Annotated in this window: 18 protein-coding genes; 16 read left to right on the top strand and 2 right to left on the bottom strand. The window is 73.9% G+C overall.

Annotated elements, in window-relative coordinates:
- Window positions 1–3: 3 nt before the first annotated feature.
- Window positions 4–927: a methyl-accepting chemotaxis protein gene (locus SJY07_RS02760; protein WP_328295755.1), complete on the bottom strand. Its 924-nt coding sequence runs from the start codon at window positions 925–927 to the stop codon at window positions 4–6.
- A complete protein-coding gene (locus tag SJY07_RS02755; RefSeq protein WP_380156878.1) occupies window positions 924–1,469 on the bottom strand; it encodes a PAS domain-containing protein in 546 nt (181 codons plus the stop codon). Before SJY07_RS02755 ends, SJY07_RS02760 begins: the two co-directional genes overlap by 4 nt.
- A 106-nt stretch (window positions 1,470–1,575) precedes the next feature.
- On the opposite strand from SJY07_RS02755, the gene xerD reads away from it, so the two are divergent.
- The 16 genes from xerD to SJY07_RS02675 all read left to right on the top strand — a co-directional run bounded on the left by xerD (window position 1,576) and on the right by SJY07_RS02675 (window position 17,159).
- Complete coding sequence (xerD, locus tag SJY07_RS02750) at window positions 1,576–2,607, top strand: site-specific tyrosine recombinase XerD (RefSeq protein ID WP_380156876.1); 1,032 nt, start codon at window positions 1,576–1,578, stop codon at window positions 2,605–2,607.
- Window positions 2,608–2,984: 377 nt separating this feature from the next.
- Window positions 2,985–3,800 (top strand): ParA family protein, encoded by an 816-nt coding sequence (locus SJY07_RS02745; RefSeq protein ID WP_380162115.1) that lies wholly within the window; start codon window positions 2,985–2,987, stop codon window positions 3,798–3,800.
- A gap of 211 nt (window positions 3,801–4,011) precedes the next feature.
- Window positions 4,012–6,621 (top strand): AMP-binding protein, encoded by a 2,610-nt coding sequence (locus SJY07_RS02740; RefSeq protein ID WP_380156875.1) that lies wholly within the window; start codon window positions 4,012–4,014, stop codon window positions 6,619–6,621.
- Window positions 6,622–6,786: 165 nt separating this feature from the next.
- Window positions 6,787–7,521, top strand: a complete 735-nt coding sequence (locus SJY07_RS02735) for an SAF domain-containing protein (RefSeq protein ID WP_380156872.1) — start codon at window positions 6,787–6,789, stop codon at window positions 7,519–7,521.
- A gap of 3 nt (window positions 7,522–7,524) precedes the next feature.
- Window positions 7,525–8,316 (top strand): hypothetical protein, encoded by a 792-nt coding sequence (locus tag SJY07_RS02730; protein ID WP_328295761.1) that lies wholly within the window; start codon window positions 7,525–7,527, stop codon window positions 8,314–8,316.
- A gap of 95 nt (window positions 8,317–8,411) precedes the next feature.
- The gene (locus SJY07_RS02725; RefSeq protein WP_380162113.1) at window positions 8,412–9,707 is read left to right on the top strand and encodes a CpaF family protein; all 1,296 of its coding nucleotides are present in this window, start codon (window positions 8,412–8,414) and stop codon (window positions 9,705–9,707) included.
- Entirely contained in the window at window positions 9,695–10,579 is an 885-nt protein-coding gene (locus tag SJY07_RS02720) for a type II secretion system F family protein (protein WP_380156870.1), read from the top strand. Before SJY07_RS02725 ends, SJY07_RS02720 begins: the two co-directional genes overlap by 13 nt.
- Window positions 10,579–11,541, top strand: coding sequence for a type II secretion system protein (locus SJY07_RS02715; protein ID WP_380156868.1), 963 nt, complete (start codon window positions 10,579–10,581; stop codon window positions 11,539–11,541). The genes SJY07_RS02720 and SJY07_RS02715 overlap by 1 nt, the downstream gene beginning before the upstream one ends.
- A 27-nt stretch (window positions 11,542–11,568) precedes the next feature.
- Window positions 11,569–11,802 (top strand): hypothetical protein, encoded by a 234-nt coding sequence (locus tag SJY07_RS02710; protein ID WP_328295765.1) that lies wholly within the window; start codon window positions 11,569–11,571, stop codon window positions 11,800–11,802.
- A complete protein-coding gene (locus SJY07_RS02705) occupies window positions 11,769–12,200 on the top strand; it encodes a TadE/TadG family type IV pilus assembly protein (RefSeq protein WP_380156866.1) in 432 nt (143 codons plus the stop codon). The genes SJY07_RS02710 and SJY07_RS02705 overlap by 34 nt, the downstream gene beginning before the upstream one ends.
- Entirely contained in the window at window positions 12,197–12,607 is a 411-nt protein-coding gene (locus SJY07_RS02700; protein WP_380156864.1) for a TadE/TadG family type IV pilus assembly protein, read from the top strand. The genes SJY07_RS02705 and SJY07_RS02700 overlap by 4 nt, the downstream gene beginning before the upstream one ends.
- Window positions 12,604–13,089, top strand: a complete 486-nt coding sequence (locus SJY07_RS02695; protein ID WP_380156862.1) for a pilus assembly protein TadG-related protein — start codon at window positions 12,604–12,606, stop codon at window positions 13,087–13,089. Before SJY07_RS02700 ends, SJY07_RS02695 begins: the two co-directional genes overlap by 4 nt.
- On the top strand, window positions 13,065–13,673 hold the full coding sequence (locus tag SJY07_RS02690) for a hypothetical protein (RefSeq protein ID WP_380156860.1): 609 nt from the start codon (window positions 13,065–13,067) through the stop codon (window positions 13,671–13,673). Before SJY07_RS02695 ends, SJY07_RS02690 begins: the two co-directional genes overlap by 25 nt.
- Window positions 13,673–14,809 carry a hypothetical protein gene (locus SJY07_RS02685; protein WP_380156858.1) on the top strand — a complete coding sequence of 379 codons (1,137 nt, stop codon included), beginning with the start codon at window positions 13,673–13,675 and terminating at the stop codon, window positions 14,807–14,809. The genes SJY07_RS02690 and SJY07_RS02685 overlap by 1 nt, the downstream gene beginning before the upstream one ends.
- Before the next feature lie 51 nt (window positions 14,810–14,860).
- Complete coding sequence (locus SJY07_RS02680; RefSeq protein ID WP_380156857.1) at window positions 14,861–16,747, top strand: LysM peptidoglycan-binding domain-containing protein; 1,887 nt, start codon at window positions 14,861–14,863, stop codon at window positions 16,745–16,747.
- A gap of 124 nt (window positions 16,748–16,871) precedes the next feature.
- On the top strand, window positions 16,872–17,159 hold the full coding sequence (locus SJY07_RS02675; protein ID WP_328295772.1) for a WXG100 family type VII secretion target: 288 nt from the start codon (window positions 16,872–16,874) through the stop codon (window positions 17,157–17,159).
- Window positions 17,160–17,315: the final 156 nt, after the last annotated feature.

Below are 17,315 nucleotides of genomic sequence, written 5' to 3'. Positions count from 1 at the left end.
TCCTCAGGAACCCCGGACGGTCGCGACGAAACCGCCGACCTGCTGCTGCAGGAGGCCGGCGATCTCCGACAGTCCGGTGGTTCCGCCTCCACCGGAGACGGCGTCGGTGATGGCGCCGACCTCGGCGTCCATGCTCTCGATCCGGGCGGCGACACCCTCGATGACGGCCACGGCCTCCTCGGTGGCCTGCTGGCTCGCCGCCACCTGCGCGGCGATGACCGAGTTGGACTGGGCGGCCTGGTCGGCGAGGCGCTTGACCTCTTCGGCCACGACGGCGAACCCCGCCCCGGCCGGCCCGGCGCGCTCGGCCTCGATGGTCGCGTTCAGCGACAGCAGACGGGTCTGCGCGGCGACCTTCTCGATGAGCTTCACGGCCTCCTCGATGCGCGAGGACGCCTCGCGCAGCGATCCGACCGTCGCGACGGCCCGTTGGACCTGCTCGACGGCGTCGCGGGCCGTGCGGGCGAGCTCGGCGGCCCCGGCCCCGGCGCTGGTGGCCCCGGCGCTCACCTGCTCGGAGGCCCCGAGGACGGTGGACTCCAGTTCGTCGGCGAGGGCGAGGCGACTGGCGGTCGCCTGGTCCAGCTCGGCGCCGGCGGTCGCGCTGGCGCGGCGCGCGGCGTCGATGACCTGGGCGCCGTTGCGGAACGCGCCCCGGGTGCCGCCGAGGAGGAAGCGGCGGTGGAACCGGCCCTCGCTGGCCGCCGTCAGCGTCGCGGACGCGTCGCGGACGAAGGCGTCGGTCATGTCGAGCTGGTGGTTGAAGGCGGTGCGCAGCTCGACCAGCACGGCGTCGTCCCCGAGGTAGGGCACGCGGGCCTCCAGGTCGCCCGCGGCGGCCCGTCCGGCGACGGCCGCGACGGTGCGCAGGACGTCGTCGTGCGTGCGGCCGGTGGTGGCTGACGGCTTGCGTCGCAGCAGGTTCACGCGGCCACTCCTTCGGGACTGAGGGACCAGACGAACTCGTCGTAGGTCATCCCCGCGGTGTCGAGACGTTCGGTGAGGAGGGCACGGGAGGCGGCGACGGCCTCGGCGGGTCGGCTGAACCGGGCCTCGACGGCCAGCAGTTCGTCGTAGAGGCGGCGCACCGCGGTGAGGGCCGCGGGGACCGGGACCCGGCGGTTGGAGTGGTAGCCGAGCAGCTTCCCGTGGGCGTCGACGCTGGGGGTCACGTGCGCCAGCACCCAGTAGTGCGCACCGTCGGCGGCCAGGTTCACGACGTAGGCGAAGATCTCGCTGCCGCTGCGCAGGGTCTCCCAGAGCAGGTCGAAGATCCCGCGAGGCATCCCGGGGTGCCGGATGATGTTGTGCGGCTGGCCCACGACCTCGCCCTCGGTCAGGGCGGACACGCGGAGGAAGACGTCGTTGGCGTAGGTGATGAGCCCGCGCGCATCGGTCTTCGTCACGATCAGCTCGTCGTCGCCGAAGCGCCGTTCGACGCCGGTGGGTGAAGTTCTCGATGCTCGCACGCAGGTGTGGTCGGCCGAACGGGTGAACGACTTGACCGGATCTTTCCGCCCGGTCCCGGCGTGTGTCCCCGGTCACGGCGCGGTGCGCGCCCCGTAGGGTCGGAGCGTGTCCGCCCAGGTCCTCGCCGCTGCCCCCGGTGACTCCGGGGAACCCCGCGAGGCGAGCGCCCTGCAGGCGGCGGTCCGGGACTACCTCGCTCACCTGCAGGTGGAACGCGGCCTGTCCGCCAACACGCTGGGGGCCTACCGCCGTGACCTGGCCCGTTACGTGCGCTTCCTGGCCGGCCGGGGGATCACCGATCCCCGTCAGGTCGACGAGGCCGCCGTGAGCGCGTTCGTCGTGACCCTGCGCACCGGCGAGGACGGCGCGGCGGTGCTCACGGCCAGTTCCACCGCCCGGGCGGCCTCCGCCGTCCGCGGGTGGCACCGGTTCCTGCACGCCGAGGGCCGCAGCGCCGACGACCCCTCGGTCCTGGTGCGACCACCGGCGCCACCGCGTCGCCTCCCCGCGGCGCTGACGGTGGAGGAGGTCACCCGGCTGCTCGACGTCGCGCGGTCCGGCGGTGACGGCGGGCAGTCGGCCGTGCCCTTGCGCGACGCCGCGCTGCTCGAGGTCCTCTACGGCTGCGGGGCGCGCATCAGCGAGGCCGTGGGGCTCGACGTCGACGACGCGATGCCCGAGGTGCTGGGTGAGACGGGCGTGGTCCGGTTGCGCGGCAAGGGGTCGAAGGAACGGGTGGTCCCCATCGGGTCCTACGCCCGCACCGCGCTCGAGCAGTACCTCGTCCGATCCCGTCCGCAGCTGGTGGCCGCGGGGCGGGGGACACCCGCGTTGTTCCTCAACACCCGTGGCGGTCGGCTCTCGCGACAGAGTGCGTGGGCGGTGCTCCAGTCGGCGGCGCGTCGGGCGGGGATCACCCGGGCCGTCTCGCCGCACACGCTGCGTCACTCCTTCGCGACGCACCTGCTGCGGGGAGGGGCCGACGTCCGGGTGGTGCAGGAGCTGCTCGGTCACGCCTCGGTGGCGACGACGCAGGTCTACACCCTCGTCACGGCTGATTCGCTGCGCGAGGTGCACGCGGAGAGCCACCCACGTGCTCACGACCCGTCCACCGCTCCACCACGCCCGGCGGACTAGGGTCACCCGCAGAGACACACCCGTCACACGCCCACGACTGCCCGAGGAAGTGCCCCGCCGTGACCAGCGAGTACCCCCAGCACGCCACCGGCACGCCGACGAGCGACGACGCTCGAGTGCCGGCTCCGGTGCAGGAGCCGGTGGCCCCGCCGGTGGTGCAGCCCCTCCCGCGGCCGGTCCCGCGTCCCTTCCCGCAGCGACCCACCGCCCTGCCGCAGCCGATCCAGCAGCCGGTCGCGCAGTCCGAGCCCCGACCCGAACCGCAGTCGCCCGTCGAGACGGAGCCGCAGCCCGTTCCGGCGGGCGAGGTCCGGGAGACCCGCGCGGTGCAGGGCGAGATCGAGCTGGGGCCGCAGAACGGCCCCACGGGGCGCCCGATGCCGGTCTTCCCGGTGCCGGCCCCGTTGGCGCAGCACGGTCCGGCGCGCGTCATCTCGATGTGCAACCAGAAGGGTGGGGTCGGCAAGACGACGACCACCATCAACCTCGGGGCGGCGCTGGCCGAGTACGGCCGCCGCGTGCTGCTGGTCGACTTCGATCCGCAGGGCGCGTTGTCGGCGGGACTGGGCATCAACTCCCACGAGCTCGACAAGACCGTCTACCAGCTCCTCATGGAGCGCGGGACCGACGTGCGCGAGGTCATCCGCGAGACCGCCGTCGAGGGTCTCGACCTGCTGCCCGCGAACATCGACCTCTCCGCCGCCGAGGTGCAGCTGGTCGGGGAGGTCGCCCGCGAGAGCGTCCTGGCCCGCGCGCTGCGGCCGGCCCTCGACGACTACGACGTCGTCCTCATCGACTGCCAGCCCTCGCTGGGCCTGCTCACCGTCAACGCGCTGACCGCCTCCCACGGGGTCCTGATCCCGCTGGAGTGCGAGTTCTTCGCGCTGCGCGGGGTCGCGCTGCTCGTCGAGACGATCGAGAAGGTGCAGGAGCGGTTGAACCCGGCCCTGGAGGTCGACGGGATCCTCGCCACCATGTACGACGGCCGGACCCTGCACAGCCGTGAGGTCGTGAGCCGTGTCGTCGAGGCCTTCGGCGACGACGTGTTCCACACCGTGATCGGGCGGACGGTGAAGTTCCCCGACGCGACGGTGGCGGCCGAACCCATCACGTCCTACGCGAGCAACCACCCGGGAGCCGAGTCGTACCGCCAGCTAGCCCGTGAACTCGTCGCCCGGGGTGACGCGGCCTGAGTCCCCGCCCCGAACCTCCCGTGGCGTAAGGGATCCCGGGGTTTCCGGTGGCTCTGGGTCAGCGGCGAGGACCGTCCGTAGAACTCCGGCGTCCGTGCGGTGGTCTTGTGGTCGGGACCACGCTGCTGCTCCGTTGGGGCGACCCCGGACGGGCTAGGGTTCGGCCACACGAGACCGGTTTCCTAGACCGGTCGGGGGAGGGGGCTCACCCGTGGGGGTCACGACAGGGACGGACGCCGTGGACGAAGGGTTCACGAGGTTCTCCGAGGAACACGCGCAGGGACAGTTGGTCCCGCGCATCGTCGACGTCGCGCTCGCGTGCGCCGACGAGGTCCTGGTCGCCGACGGCGTCGACCGGCTCACCGGGGCGGACCTGCTGCGCCGGGCCGCACTCGTGCGTTCGGCGGTGCTGGCCCACCATGCGGGTCTCGACCCCCGGGCCACCCCGGTCGCGGTGCTCCGCGGGCACGACGTCGGCGCCGTCGCCGCGATGGTCGGGGTGATCGCCGCCGGTCACCCCGTCGTCGTGCTCGACCCGACGACCCCGGCACCGAGGTTGCGGCACTACGTCGAGGCGGCCGGCGCGAGCCTCGTCGTCTCCGACACCGCACGGACCGCCACCGCGGCCGAGGTCGCCGCGAGGGTCCTCGACCCGGACTCGGCCGACGCGTCCGCCTGGCCCGACCACGTCGACGCGGCCGCCGCGCTGCTCGGCTCGCCGGCCGACCCCGACGACGTCGCGGTCATCGTCTACACCTCCGGTTCCACCGGCGCCCCGAAGGGCGTGGCCTGCGAGCACCGCTCGATCCTGCACGACACCTGGGTGAGCTCCGAGGGCACCGGTGCCTACCCGGCCGGCAGCGTCGTGGCGCACCTGCTGCCGATGGCGTTCAGCGCCGGGGTCACCCCGACCCTCGGGGCGTTGCTCGTCGGCGCCCGCCAGGAACTCTTCGACCCGCGTCGCCGCTCGATCGCGGAACTCCCGGGTTTCCTCGCCGACGTGGGCGCCGACGTCCTGCTCGCCTCGCCGGCCATCCTGCGGGGGGTCATCACCTCGCTCGGGACGCGGGGACGACTCCCCGGGCTGAAGAGCGTGACGATGGCCGGTGAGACCGTCCACGGTGCCGAACTCGCCGCGATCCGCCGCGCCGTCGGCCCGGACTGCGTGGTGCGCAACCGCTACGGATCGACCGAGACGTGGCTGATGACCGAGTACCCCATCAGCGGCGACGACGAGTCCCCCGACGGCGCGACGCCCGTCGGCTGGGCCGTTCCCGGCGCCCGGCTCCAGGTGGAACTCGAGGACGGCTCCCTCTCCGACGAGGGCACCGGGCGCGTCGTCCTCACCAGCCGCTGGCTCGGTGGTCGCTACTGGAACGCCCCCGAGAAGACCGCAGAGGTGTTCCGGGACAACCCGGACGGCTCCCGCACGTTCCGCACCAGCGACGTCGGGTCCCTCGGCAGCGACGGTTGCCTGCGTCTGCTCGGCCGCAGCGACCACAGCGTGAAGGTGCGCGGCCTGCTCGTCGAACCCGGGGAGGTCGACGCCCTGCTCTTCGCCCAGCCCGACGTCCGCGAGGCCCTCGTCGTCGGTCGCCCCTCCGCCCGCACCGGGCGGATGTCCCTGGTCGCCTACGTCGTCCCCGAGGGTCCGCGTCCGCAGGCCTCGGCCGTCCGGGCCGTGGTGCGCGAGAACCTGCCTTCGCACATGGTCCCCGAGCACGTCGTGTTCCTGGACGCGTTGCCGCGCACCGAACGCGGGAAGCTCGACCGGTCCCGACTCCCGGACCCCGCACCGAGTTCGGCCCCCTTCGAGGTTCCGCGCACGGGCTGGGAGGAGGTCGTCTTCGAACAGTTCTGCGCCGTCCTGGAACTGGAGGACCTCTCCATCCACGACGACTTCTTCGAACTCGGTGGCGATTCCCTCGCGGCCGAGGCCCTCGTGAGTCGCCTCGAAGCACTGGGGGACCAGTCGCTCGCCCAGATCGGGACCGCGACCCTTGCCGCCGCACCGACCGTCGCGTCGTTCGCGGCCGCCGTGCGGTCGAAGGTCCGCAGCGACCGGCCCACCCTCGTCCCGCTGCGTCCCGAGGGCGGGGAACGACCGCTGTTCCTCGTCGCCGGAGCGGGCAGCGCCGCGCTGGCGATGCGGACCCTGGCCCACCAGATCGTGCCCGGCATCCCCGTCCTCGGGTTGCAGGCCAACGGGTTGGAGAACCGGGCCCTGCCCGACTGGTCGGTCGGGCGCATCGCCCGCCGCCACGTCGCGACGGTCCGGGGGGAGCAACCCGAAGGCCCCTACCGGATCGCGGGGCACTCCCTCGGCGGTCTCATCGCCCTCGAGATGGCGCACCAGCTGCGCCGTGCGGGCCAGGAGGTCGAGACCCTGATCGTCCTCGACTCCTTCCCGCCGGACCCCGCGCTGATGCCCGTCGTGCACCACCCCTCGACGCTCGCCAAGCTGAAGGAAGGGGTCTCCCTCGCCCTCACCGGGATCAAGGCGCACTCCGGCCTCGGGCACTACATCCGGTTCTTCCGGCAGGGGAACTTCCTGCAGCGCAGGTACACCACCGAGGTCTACCCCGGTCGCACCCTCGTCCTCGTCGCGGGCGACGACGTGGACGCCGCAGCCCGCCGGCAGTGGGGTCCCCACCTCAGCGGCGACGCCCGCATCGTCGAGGTCGCCGGCGAGCACATGTCGATCCTGCGCGACCCTCGGGTGGCCTCGGTCGCCGCCCTCGTCTCGGCGGAACTGCGTTCCGAGGACGCACCTGCCGTCCTCGACCTGCGGGAGCACCACGGGGAACTCGCCGACCGCTGACACCACGGATCGGGTGGGTCCGGGGCCGGGAACCCCGAACTCACCCGATCCGACCACACAGCGTCGTCACTGCTTGCGCAGAGCGGGTGACGCTGAAACCCCACACGGCGCAACCGGTCGCGATCCGTCACGGGTGCAGCGGGACCGCGTGCCACCTTTCTGGGCATGCCCTCGACCGCCGCCCCGCCCACCCAGCGCAGCGCCCGCCCCGCGCCGAGCGCCACCTCCGCGGCGCGGTTGCCCGGCCCCGTCCGGGAACGCCGTCCGGCGCTGATCGCCTCCGGTCTCGTTCTGGTCGTCGCCGGCTCGCTCGGCAGCGCCCTCGTGGTGCACCGCAGCGGAGACCGCGTCGACGTCCTCGTGGCCCGGCACGACATCGCTCCCGGCGCGGTGGTGACCGCGCAGGACCTCGGTACCGCCCGGGTGGCCGCCGACGGAGCTGCCGTCGTCCCCGCTTCCGCCCTGGCGAACTTCGTCGGCACCCACGCGACCTCGCGCATCCCCGCGGACACCCTGGTGAACCGGACGATGTTCCTGGCCGGGGACACCGTCCCCACCGACGCGGCGGTCGTCGGGATCGTCCCCGGGCCCGAGCAGCGTCCCGGCGACGCGCTCGCCGCCGGCGACGTCGTCCGCGCCTTCCTCGTGGCCTCCGACGGCTCCACCACCGTCACGGGGCAGCCCGCCGGCACCGTCCTGCTCGCATCGGCCCGGGTCGTCGCCGGCGGCTCCGCCGCCGCCGCGGGCGTCGGTGACGTCGCCGGCGACCCGGGGACGGTGTCCCTGCTCGTCCCGACCGCCGACGCCGCCCAGGTCGTGGCCGCGGCCGCCGCGGGACAGGTCGCCCTGGTGCGCCTCGCTGACGCCACCGTCCCGCCCGTCGACCTCGTGCGGGAGTGACCGGTGGCCCTCGTCTCCTTCCTCTCCGCCAAGGGCTCTCCCGGGGTGACCACCACCGCCCTGCTCAGCGCGGCGCTCTGGCCGCACCCCTGCGTCCTCCTCGACGCCGACCCGGCCGGCGGTGACGTCGCCGCCCGCGTACCCGCCGTCGACGGCGGTGTCCTCGACCCCGACCGCGGCCTGCTGCCGCTGCTGACCAGTGCCCGCCGCGGTCTCAGCGGGGCGCAGGTCCTCGAGCAGGCCCAGGTCGTCGCCGGGGGCACCCGCGTCGTCTGCGGGATGACCGGGCCCGAGCAGTCCCTCGCCGCCGGGCGCGGCTGGTCGGCGCTCGCGAACGCCGTCGCCGACCTGCGCGACGGCGAGGTGCCCACCGACGTGCTCGTCGACGCCGGCCGCGTCGGCGCCGACGCCGTGCACCTCGACCTGCTGCGGGCCGCCGACACCGTGGTCCTCCTCGTCCGCGCCGACACCGCCGCCGTGCTGCACGGCCGGGAACGACTACGCGTCCTCGGTGGTGCGCTGCGCCGACCCGACGGTCTGCTCCCGCGGACCGGTGTCGTCGTCGTGGGGGACCCGCACCGCCGCGACGCCGCGGACGCGGCGGCGGTCCTGACCTCCGTCGGCGACTGGGTCGAGGACTTCGGCCGCCTCCCGCTCGATCCCGCCGGAGCCCGCGTCTTCGACGGCGCCCGTTCGGCGCGCCCCGAACGCACCGCGCTGGTGCGGGCGGGGGTACCGGTGGTGGCCGCCCTGGCCGCCGCCGCCCACGGCGAACTCCAGCGAGGTGCCGCGTGAGCCTCCTCACCCACCGCGATTCCGACCGCGGCTCCAGCCGGGCCACCGGACGGTCCACGACCGGGCACCGATCGCACGAGGCCGTCGACCACGACCTGGTCCGGCGTCTGCGCGGCGTCGTCGCCGACCGCCTCTCCGCCCAGCGACGTCGCGACGACACCGCGGGCCGCACCCCCATGTCGGCTGCCGACGAACGGCAGTTCGCCCGGTCCCTCGTCGTGCAGGTCCTGGAGGACCACGCCCGCGCCGAGGTGGAGGCCGGCCGGCCGCCGTTGTCCGCCGAGGGCGAGGAATCCGTGGCCTCCGCCATCGGCGCCGCCCTCTTCGGCGTCGGACGACTCCAGCCGCTGCTCGAGGACCCCGACGTCGAGAACATCGACATCAACGGCTGCGACCGGGTGTTCGTCAGCTACGCGGACGGCCGGGAGGAACTCCACGGTGCCGTCGCCGAGTCCGACGAGGACCTCGTCGAACTCGTCCAGGTGCTCGCCTCCAACGTCGGACTCACCAGTCGGCCCTTCGACTCCGCCAACCCCCAGCTCGACCTCCGGCTGCCCGACGGGTCGCGGCTCTCGGCGGTCATGGGCGTCTGCCAGCGTCCGGCGCTCAGCATCCGCCGGGCCAGGCTCTCCAGCGCCACCCTCGCCGACCTCGTCGCGTCCGGTTCCATGACCGAGGACCTCGCGCAGTTCCTGCGGGCCGCCGTGCGGGCCCGCAAGAACATCATGCTCGCGGGGTCCACCAACTCCGGGAAGACGACCCTGCTGCGGGCGCTCGCGGCCGAGATCCCGCCGCACGAGCGGCTCATCACGGTCGAACGGGCCCTGGAACTCGGTCTGGACCAGCAGGTGCGCGAGCACCCGAACGCCGTCGCGTTCGAGGAACGGCTGCCGAACTCCGAAGGGGTCGGCGGGGTCACCATGGCCGAACTCGTCCGTCGTTCGCTGCGCATGAACCCCAGCCGGGTCATCGTCGGTGAGGTCCTCGGCGACGAGATCGTCACGATGCTCAACGCCATGAGCCAGGGCAACGACGGTTCGCTGTCCACCATCCACGCGAACTCCTCGGCGGAGGTGTTCAACCGCATCTCCACCTACGCCCTGCAGGCGGAGGAGCACCTGCCGGTGGAGGCCAGCCACATGCTCATCGCGGGCGCGGTGAACTTCGTGGTGTTCCTCGACAAGCAGAACACCTACCACTCCGGCGGGAGCCTGCGCCGTGCCGTCGCCAGCGTCCGCGAGGTCACCGGCGTCGACGGCCGCGTCCTCAGTTCCGAGGTGTTCCTGGCCGGTCGCGACGGGGTCGCCCGTGCGCACGCGCCGTTGCAGTGCGCCGACGACCTCGAGGCCGCCGGCTACGTCGCCCCCGTCCTCGAGCGGTGGGGTTCGTGAACGGCGCGGTGCGGACGCCACCGGAGTTCCTCGTCGCGTTCACCGCGGCGCTCGTCGGGCTGGGGATCCTCGTCCTCGTGCTCGGGGTCCACGGTCGGATCCCCGGACCGAGCTCCCGACCCGGGCTGCGCCGCGGTGCGGTCGCGGGACTGGGCCAGCAGGCGCTGCTCGGGATCGGTGCCGGCGTCCTGACCCTCGTCCTGACCCGGTGGGTCGTGGCGGGGATCGGCATCGGTCTGCTCGTCGCGTGCTGGCAGCGGCTGCTCGGCGGCAACGCCGAGGAGAACCGCGGCATCGCCCGACTGGAGGGTCTCGCGAACTGGACGGAGTCGCTGCGCGACACCATCGCCGGCGCGATCGGTCTGGAGCAGGCGATCCCCGCGACGACGGCCACCTCGGCGCCCGTGCTGCGGCCGTCGTTGAACCTCCTGGTGGACCGGTTGCGCATCCGCGAGCCGCTGCCGGACGCGCTGCTGCGCTTCGCCGGCGACGTCGACGACCCGAGCGCGGACGTCGTCGTCGCGGCGCTGGTGCTCAACGCGCGGTTGCGCGGCCCGGGGTTGCGTGACGTGCTCACGGCCCTGGCCACCTCGACCCGCGAGGAACTCGACGTGCGTCGCCGCATCGAGGCCTCCCGGCGCAGCATCCGCCGCAGCGTCCAGATCGTGCTGCTCATCGTCCTCGGGGTGATGGGGGTCCTCGCGGTGTTCAACCGCGACTACGTCGCCCCGTACTCCACGGTCGCCGGGCAGATCGCGCTGATGGTCGTCGCCGCGCTGTTCCTCGCCGGGCTGACCTGGCTGCGCCGACTCGCGAAGGTCGAGTCCCACGAACGGTTCCTGACCCACCCCGAGACCGGGAGGACGACGTGATGGACGGACTGGAACTCGCCCTGCTCACGGGGGCCGTGGCGGCCTCGGGCATCGTCGTCCTGCACGCCGCCCTGGTGCCGGCGCGGCCGTCGGTGTCCGTCCAGGTCGCCCGCCTCGACGGGGCCCGTCGCTCGACCCGGCGCACCGTCCTGTCCGCGGCGGAGGCCGCCGCCTCGGTCGCCCCCGACCGGGGGTTGTTCGGCCTGCAGGCCGCGTTCGGCCGGATGATGGCGACCCTCGCGGACCGTCTCGAGGTGCTCGCGGCCGAACGTGGCTGGCGGCTGCGGCGCACGCGCGCCGACCTCGCCGTGCTGGGCCGGCGGACGGGGGAATTCCTCGCCACCAAGGTCGTCGCCGGGCTCGTGCTGCTGCTCCTCGCCCCGATCTGCTGGTTGTCGTTGCGCGGGTTCGGGGTTCCGCTCCCCGGAGGCGTCCCGTTGTCGCTCGCGCTGGTGATGGGTGGTCTCGGCTTCGTGGTGCCCGACCTCGCCCTGCGGGGCGACGCCCAGCGCCGTCGGCGGGACTTCCGCCGCGTCGTCGGGGTGTTCTCCGACCTGGTCGCGATGAACCTCGCCGGTGGTCGGGGTCTGCCCGAGGCGTTGCTGAGTTCGGCCTCCGTCAGCGACTACTGGGCCCTCGTCCGCATCCGCCAGGCCCTGGCCGGGGCGCGGTTGTCGGGCAGCACGCCCTGGCAGGCCCTCGGTGACCTCGGCGACGAACTCGCCGTGGCCGAACTCTCCGACCTCGCCGGTGCCCTGGCGCTGGCGGCCGACGACGGTGCGAAGATCCGCGCCTCGCTCGCGGCCCGTGCGGCCACGATGCGCCGCCGGGACATGGCCGACGTCGAGGGCGAGGCGGGGGAGAAGTCCCAGTCGATGCTCGTCGCCCAACTGGTCCTGTGCACCGCGTTCATGGTGTTCCTGGCCTTCCCCGCAGTCCACAACCTGATGGCCCAGTCGTGATCGAGAAACCTGTCGAAGGGAACCACCATGTCCGACAACCTCCTCCTGCTGTCCCGGCTCGCCCGGGTGCTCTCGGCCCGCGCCCGTCGGGCCGCGGCCCAGGGGCGCGACGCGGGAGCCTCCGCGCTGGAGTGGGCGGTCATCGCGGCGATCGTCGTCGTGGCGGCGACGCTCATCGGCGGCGCGGTGTACAAGATCGTGCAGACCAAGAGCGAGGAACTGACGAAGTGTTCGCAGACCACCGTCGGCGGCGTCTGCTAGTCCGCGACGACCGGGGTTCCGCGGCGCTGGAGATGGCGTTCATCGCCCCGGTGTTCCTGCTGCTGGTGTTCTTCGGCATCCAGGCGGGGTTGTGGGCCTACGGCCGTTCGGTCGCGCTGGCCTCGGCCCGCGAGGGCGTCGCGCAGTTGCGCGTCGTCCCCGACGAGCAGCAGGCGGCCGCGGCCGACCCGGTCGTGCGCGCCCACGTCGAGCAGTTCGCCGGGACCATCGGTCGGGAGTCGCTGCTCGACCCGCAGGCGAGCACGCGGTGGAACGCGAACCGCAGCGAGGTGAGCGTCGTGGTCACCGGCCACGTCATCAGCCTCGTCCCCGGTCTCGACCTCACCACGACGCAGCGGGCCTCCGGAACCGTCGAACGCTTCGGGAACGTCCGGTGAACCGCCCCCCGGGGGACGAGGGGAGCGTCGCGCTGGAGTTCACCCTGGTGGCTCCCGCGCTGTTCCTGCTCATCGCCCTGCTGCTGGCCTACGCCCGGGTCACCCAGGTCTCGGCCACGCTGGACTCCGGGGTCCGCGACGCGGCCCGATCGGCCACGACCGCACGCAGTCCCGGTGCGGCGCAACACCGTGCCTACGCGGTGCTGCACGACGCCGTGGGTCCCGGGAACTGCGCGGACAGCCTCGTCGTGGAGCCCATCCCGGAGTTCGCCGCGGGGCGCGCGGTGACCGTCACCGCCCGGTGCAGCTACTCGGTGGCCGACCTCGGTCTGCCGGGTCTGCCGGGGTCGTTGTCGGTCACGAGTTCCTTCGCCAGCCCCCTCGACCCGAACCGGGAGCTGTCGTGAACCGGTTCCGGGGGGACGAGGGCTCCGTCGCCCCGGCGGTGCCGGTCCTGGCGCTGGTCCTGCTGCTGCTGGCCGGTCTGGTGGTCGACGCGTCGCGGCAGCTGAGCGCCCGGGCCCGGGCCGTCGCCTACGCCGAGGAGGCGGCCCGCGCCGGCGCGGCCGCGATCGACCTGGACGCGGAGGACCTGGAACTCCTCCCCGAGGCCCAGGTCGCCGCGCGGGTCGACGCGTACTGCGCGGCGGCCGCCGCCTCGGGGGCGCCGATCGTCGACCCCGGGCACTGCTTCCGGGGGACCACGGACGTCGGTGATCCCCTGCACCGCCGGATCGTCGTGCGGACCCACGTCGAGATCGTGCAACCGGCCTCCCTGCTGGGGATCGTCGGTGTCGAGGAACTTCGGGCCTCCGGTGACGGGCGGGCCCGCCCCTTCGAGGGGACGAGCGAGGAGGACGTGACGTGCACGGAAACCGGATCCTGCTGATCGCCGCCGCGGGCGCGATCTCGTGCCTGACGGCGTGCTCGGACGGAGCGAGCGACGTCACTCCGCCCGCGGCGGCGGTCGCGGCGAACGCGGCCGCGCCCACCCCGACGGCTCCGCCGGCGCCGGTCCCCTCGACCGCGGTGGCCGGCGAGTTCGACGGCCGCTTCGACCGCGATGCCGCGGTGACGGCGTTGCGGGGGTACCTGCGCGAACAGGCCCTCGCGATCAACGCCGGTGTCGCCGACGCGGCAGCCGTTCCCGCGTTCACCGCCACCCTCACCCCGAACGGCCGGTCCTGGGCGCTGCCGTTGCTCGCGGCCAACCTCGGGGACCGGATGCCGGGCCCCTACCCGGTCGGCGTGCTCGCGAGCACGCGAGCGGGGGACGACCGCGTCGAACTCGACCTCTGCCTGCAGGACCGCGGGTGGCAGGTCGAGCGCACCAGCGGCGAGCCGGTGAACGCGGCCCACTACGGCGGCGCGCACGCCGTCGTCCTGCGCGTCGGCGAGGCGTGGCTGGTCGACGACCTGGCCACCACCGGGGCCGACTGCGGTGCGGGCGACGTCGTCGAGGAGCGGTTCTGATGCGGCGCACCGCGGCGGTCCTCCCCGCGGTTCTCACTGCCGTCCTCGCCACCGCCGTCGTCGGTCTCGCGACCCCCGCGCAGGCGGCCGAGGCCGGCGGTGCCCGGGCGATGGCGGCCAACCACACCGGCTCCGACACCGACAACGTGCACGGCAGTTGCCGGACCTACGCCTCGTCGGCCGGCAACTACGGCGCCGTCTGTTCCGCGGGCGGGACGGCCAGGAACTACCGGGCGCTGCTCGGCGGTGCCCCGGTGCCGACCTGCTGGTTGCTGCCGCCGGACGAGACGGGCCCGACCATGGACTCGGCCACACCGTTCGGGCTCAGCACCGCGACACCGGTGCTCACGCCGGGGCCCACCGACACGCCCTCCCCGGTCGACGTCCCGTCGTCGGTACCGACCACGGCCCCCGTCACGCCGCCCGTCGTCGAGCCGACGCCGGGGACCCCTCCCACCACGACCGGCCCGCCGGAACCCACGGTGACCGAGACCACGCCGGTGGAGGTGCCCGCGGACTTCCTGAAGGTGTGCATGACGACGCCCGTCGACCCGGTGACGCTCGCGCCCGCACGGGTCGTCGGGTACTCCAGTGGCGTCCTCCCGTTCCTGCGCAGTTCCCCGGACCGCCCGCCGTTCTGGTGGGAACTGACGGAGGGACAGCGCAGGTACCTCATCACCAAGGAGAGGACCGGCCGACTGCACCCGGGGATGCTCGTCACCTCGCCCTCCCGCACACCGCGTCTGGGACAGACCATCTCGTTCTCGGCCGAGGGCGACCGCGACGTCCCCCTGGACTACGGCCTGCTGCGCATGCGGGCCGAGTTCCGCTCCCTGACGGTCGCCTCCGGTGAACCGGGTCAGAAGGACGTCGAGTGCGCCGGTGGGGGCCGGGAACTCCTGCCCGGTGCGACCGAACGCACCGGATCCGGCATCTGCTCGTTCAGCTACTCGCAGACCTCCGGGGGCCGGGGCGACGGCGACACGTTCGACGTCCGCGCCACCGAGAACTGGCGGATCTGGGTGAGCGACGACGACGGCCTGAGCTGGACGGTCGAACGGGACGTGCAGATCCCGCTCCAGCTCGACCTGCGCGTCACCGAGATCCAGACCCTCGTCGTCCCGCTCGCGCCGTGACCCCCGCATGACCACCCGATCCGAACGCCCCACCGAACCGAGGCGAGACCCGTGAGCACTGCCACCCCCACCCGGACGGCCCGGAACCCGACCCCCGCTCCGCACCGGTTGCCCCGTGCGCCGATGTCGCGGGCCGCACGCGTCGGCGAGGTCCTGCGCGGCCTCGGCGCCGCACTCGTGCTGCTCGCCGTCCTGGTCGGCGTCCCGTTCGCCCTGGTGGAACTCGTCGGCAACCCGTTGCCCACGACCGCACCGACCCGCGCGTGGCTCGACGCGGAACTCAGCGCCGGGGCCGTGCTCGACGTCCTGGCCGTGGTGCTGTGGCTGGTCTGGGTCCACTTCGTCGTCTGCGTCCTCGCCGAGGCCCGGGCCTGGATCGCGGGTGGACGCTCCGGGAAGGTGCCGGTGGGCGGGGCCAACCAGCTGCTCGCGCACCGTCTGGTGGCCGCAGTCCTCCTGTTGGCCTCGGGCGCGGTGTGGGTGCCCGGGACCGTCGCGGTCCTCGAGACCGTCCCGGTGGGCTCGACCGCCGCGGTCCAGGTCGTCGGTGTCGAGACGGGCGCCGCGCGGAGCGTGGTGACGGCCGGGGCCTCGCAGGCCGCGCCTGCCGCTACCCCCGACCTCGGCTGGAGCGCCCGTTCCCGCGCGGAACCCGTGCTGTACGTCGTCCAGCCACCCGAGGGGCGTCACCACGACTGCCTCTGGGACATCGCGGAACGAACGCTCGGCGACCCGATGCGCTACCACGAGATCTTCGCCCTCAACGTGGAACGGGTGCAGGCCGACGGTTCCCGCCTCGTCGACGCGGATCTGATCCGGCCCGGCTGGACGTTGCTGCTGCCGGCCGACGCGGTCGGTGCGACCGCGGTTCCGCTGAGCGCACCCGCACCCGGGGTTCCGGCCGCCGGGGTCGGGGCTCCGGTCGAGCACGCGAACTCGACCGCGACCCAGGACGCCCGGGACGCCCAGGACGACCTGGTCTCCCGGGCCGCGCTGTCCGGCGGGTTGCTGCTCGCGGGCGTCGTCGTCGCGTTGCGACGGCCGGGAACCCCGGCAGCGGCCACGGCCGCCGATGCCCTCACCGCGACCTCCGACCCCGGTCGGGCCCGGTTCCTCGACCACGCGCTGCGCCGGCTGGCGCAGGACCGCGCGGCGGCGGGTCTGGCGTTGCCCGACGTCGTGGCCGCCCACCTCTCCGTCGACGAACTCGTGCTGCACCTCGGGGTGCGCGGTGAGGGTCCGGCAGCGGTTCCGCCGCGACCGTGGACCGTCCTCGAGGGCGGTGCCTGGCGGGTGCTGCTGGCCGACCTGCCCGGCGCCACCGCCCTCGGCGTCACGGCTCCGGACGTTCCCGCGCCGTTCCCGACCCTGGTCGACGTGGCCGTGTCGGGGACGCACGAGATCCTGCTCGACCTGGAGAGCGCGCCGGGGATCGTGGCGATCGGTGGGCACCACGACACCGCCCGCGACGTCGTCGCGTCCATGGCCGTGGAACTCGCCGTGAACTCCTGGTCGGACGGGGTCGACGTCCACCTCGTGGGTTTCGGGGACGACCTGTCGGTCCTGGCGCCGGAGAACCTCCACCCGCACCCGCTGCTGGACGAGGTCCTCGACCGGCTCGAGCGGCACGGTTTCCGGGAGACCGGTGCGGACCTCCTGGCGGGGCGGTCGGACCGGGCGGGGGACAGGCCGCGGCCCAGCGTCGTCGCGTTGTCCGGGCCGCCGACGGAGACCCAGGCGGACCGGCTGCAGGCTCTGGTGGGCGGTGGTCGGACCCCGGTGGCCGTGGTGTGCGTCGGCGACGTCCCCACCGCGAGCTGGCGTTTCGCCGTGACCGCCGAGGGAACCCTGGACCTCGGGGTCCTGGGTCTGGCCGGCCGGGCGCGCAGGCTCCCCCCGTCGGAGTACACCGCCTGGGCGGCTGCTCTGCGGGTCTGAAGGATCCCCCGGACGGGGGTGTGGAAACCGGACCGGTCGACGCGCCGGGGTGGTCCACTTGAAACTCCTCGTCCGACCGGTCGAGGTTCCCCGAGTTCCGAAGGACGGAAACACCATGGCGAACATGAACGTCACCTACGACGACATGCGTTCCGCGGCGAGCAACCTCGAGAGCGGCAAGGCGGAGATCGCCGACCGCCTCATGCGGCTGAAGTCGCTGGTCGACGGCCTCGTCTCCAGCGGCTACGTCACCGACCGCTCCTCGGTCGCGTTCAAGGACTCCTACGACGAGTTCAACACCGGCATCACCCAGGTCCTCGAAGGCCTGACCGGCATGTCGTCCTACCTGAACAGCGCGGCGCAGACGCTGTCCGACGCCGACACCCAGCTGGCCTCCAGCCTCGGCCGCTGACCCACCCCGCGCGCCGGGCACCCCGCGCGGGTGCCCGGCCGGGCGACCGGGACCGCCGACCGGAACCGGTGAGGGGTTCCCGTCCCCGACCCGTGGGTCGACGTCGAGGGCCGCGGTGCTCGGGCCGACCGCCTCGACGGTGTGACACCGCGGACC

Origin of the sequence: Kineococcus sp. R86509 (genome assembly GCF_042466365.1) — a bacterium.
Lineage (GTDB): Bacteria > Actinomycetota > Actinomycetes > Actinomycetales > Kineococcaceae > Kineococcus.
The sequence above is the reverse complement of the archived record's forward strand: the minus strand, read 5'-3'. Positions and strand labels throughout refer to the sequence as shown.

Coding starts and splice junctions, on each gene's coding strand:
- SJY07_RS02745 (WP_380162115.1), top strand. CDS start 2,985: ATGCCGGTCTTCCCGGTGCCGGCCCCGTTGGCGCAGCACGGTCCGGCG.
- SJY07_RS02735 (WP_380156872.1), top strand. CDS start 6,787: ATGCCCTCGACCGCCGCCCCGCCCACCCAGCGCAGCGCCCGCCCCGCG.
- SJY07_RS02715 (WP_380156868.1), top strand. CDS start 10,579: ATGGACGGACTGGAACTCGCCCTGCTCACGGGGGCCGTGGCGGCCTCG.
- SJY07_RS02710 (WP_328295765.1), top strand. CDS start 11,569: ATGTCCGACAACCTCCTCCTGCTGTCCCGGCTCGCCCGGGTGCTCTCG.
- SJY07_RS02685 (WP_380156858.1), top strand. CDS start 13,673: ATGCGGCGCACCGCGGCGGTCCTCCCCGCGGTTCTCACTGCCGTCCTC.
- SJY07_RS02675 (WP_328295772.1), top strand. CDS start 16,872: ATGAACGTCACCTACGACGACATGCGTTCCGCGGCGAGCAACCTCGAG.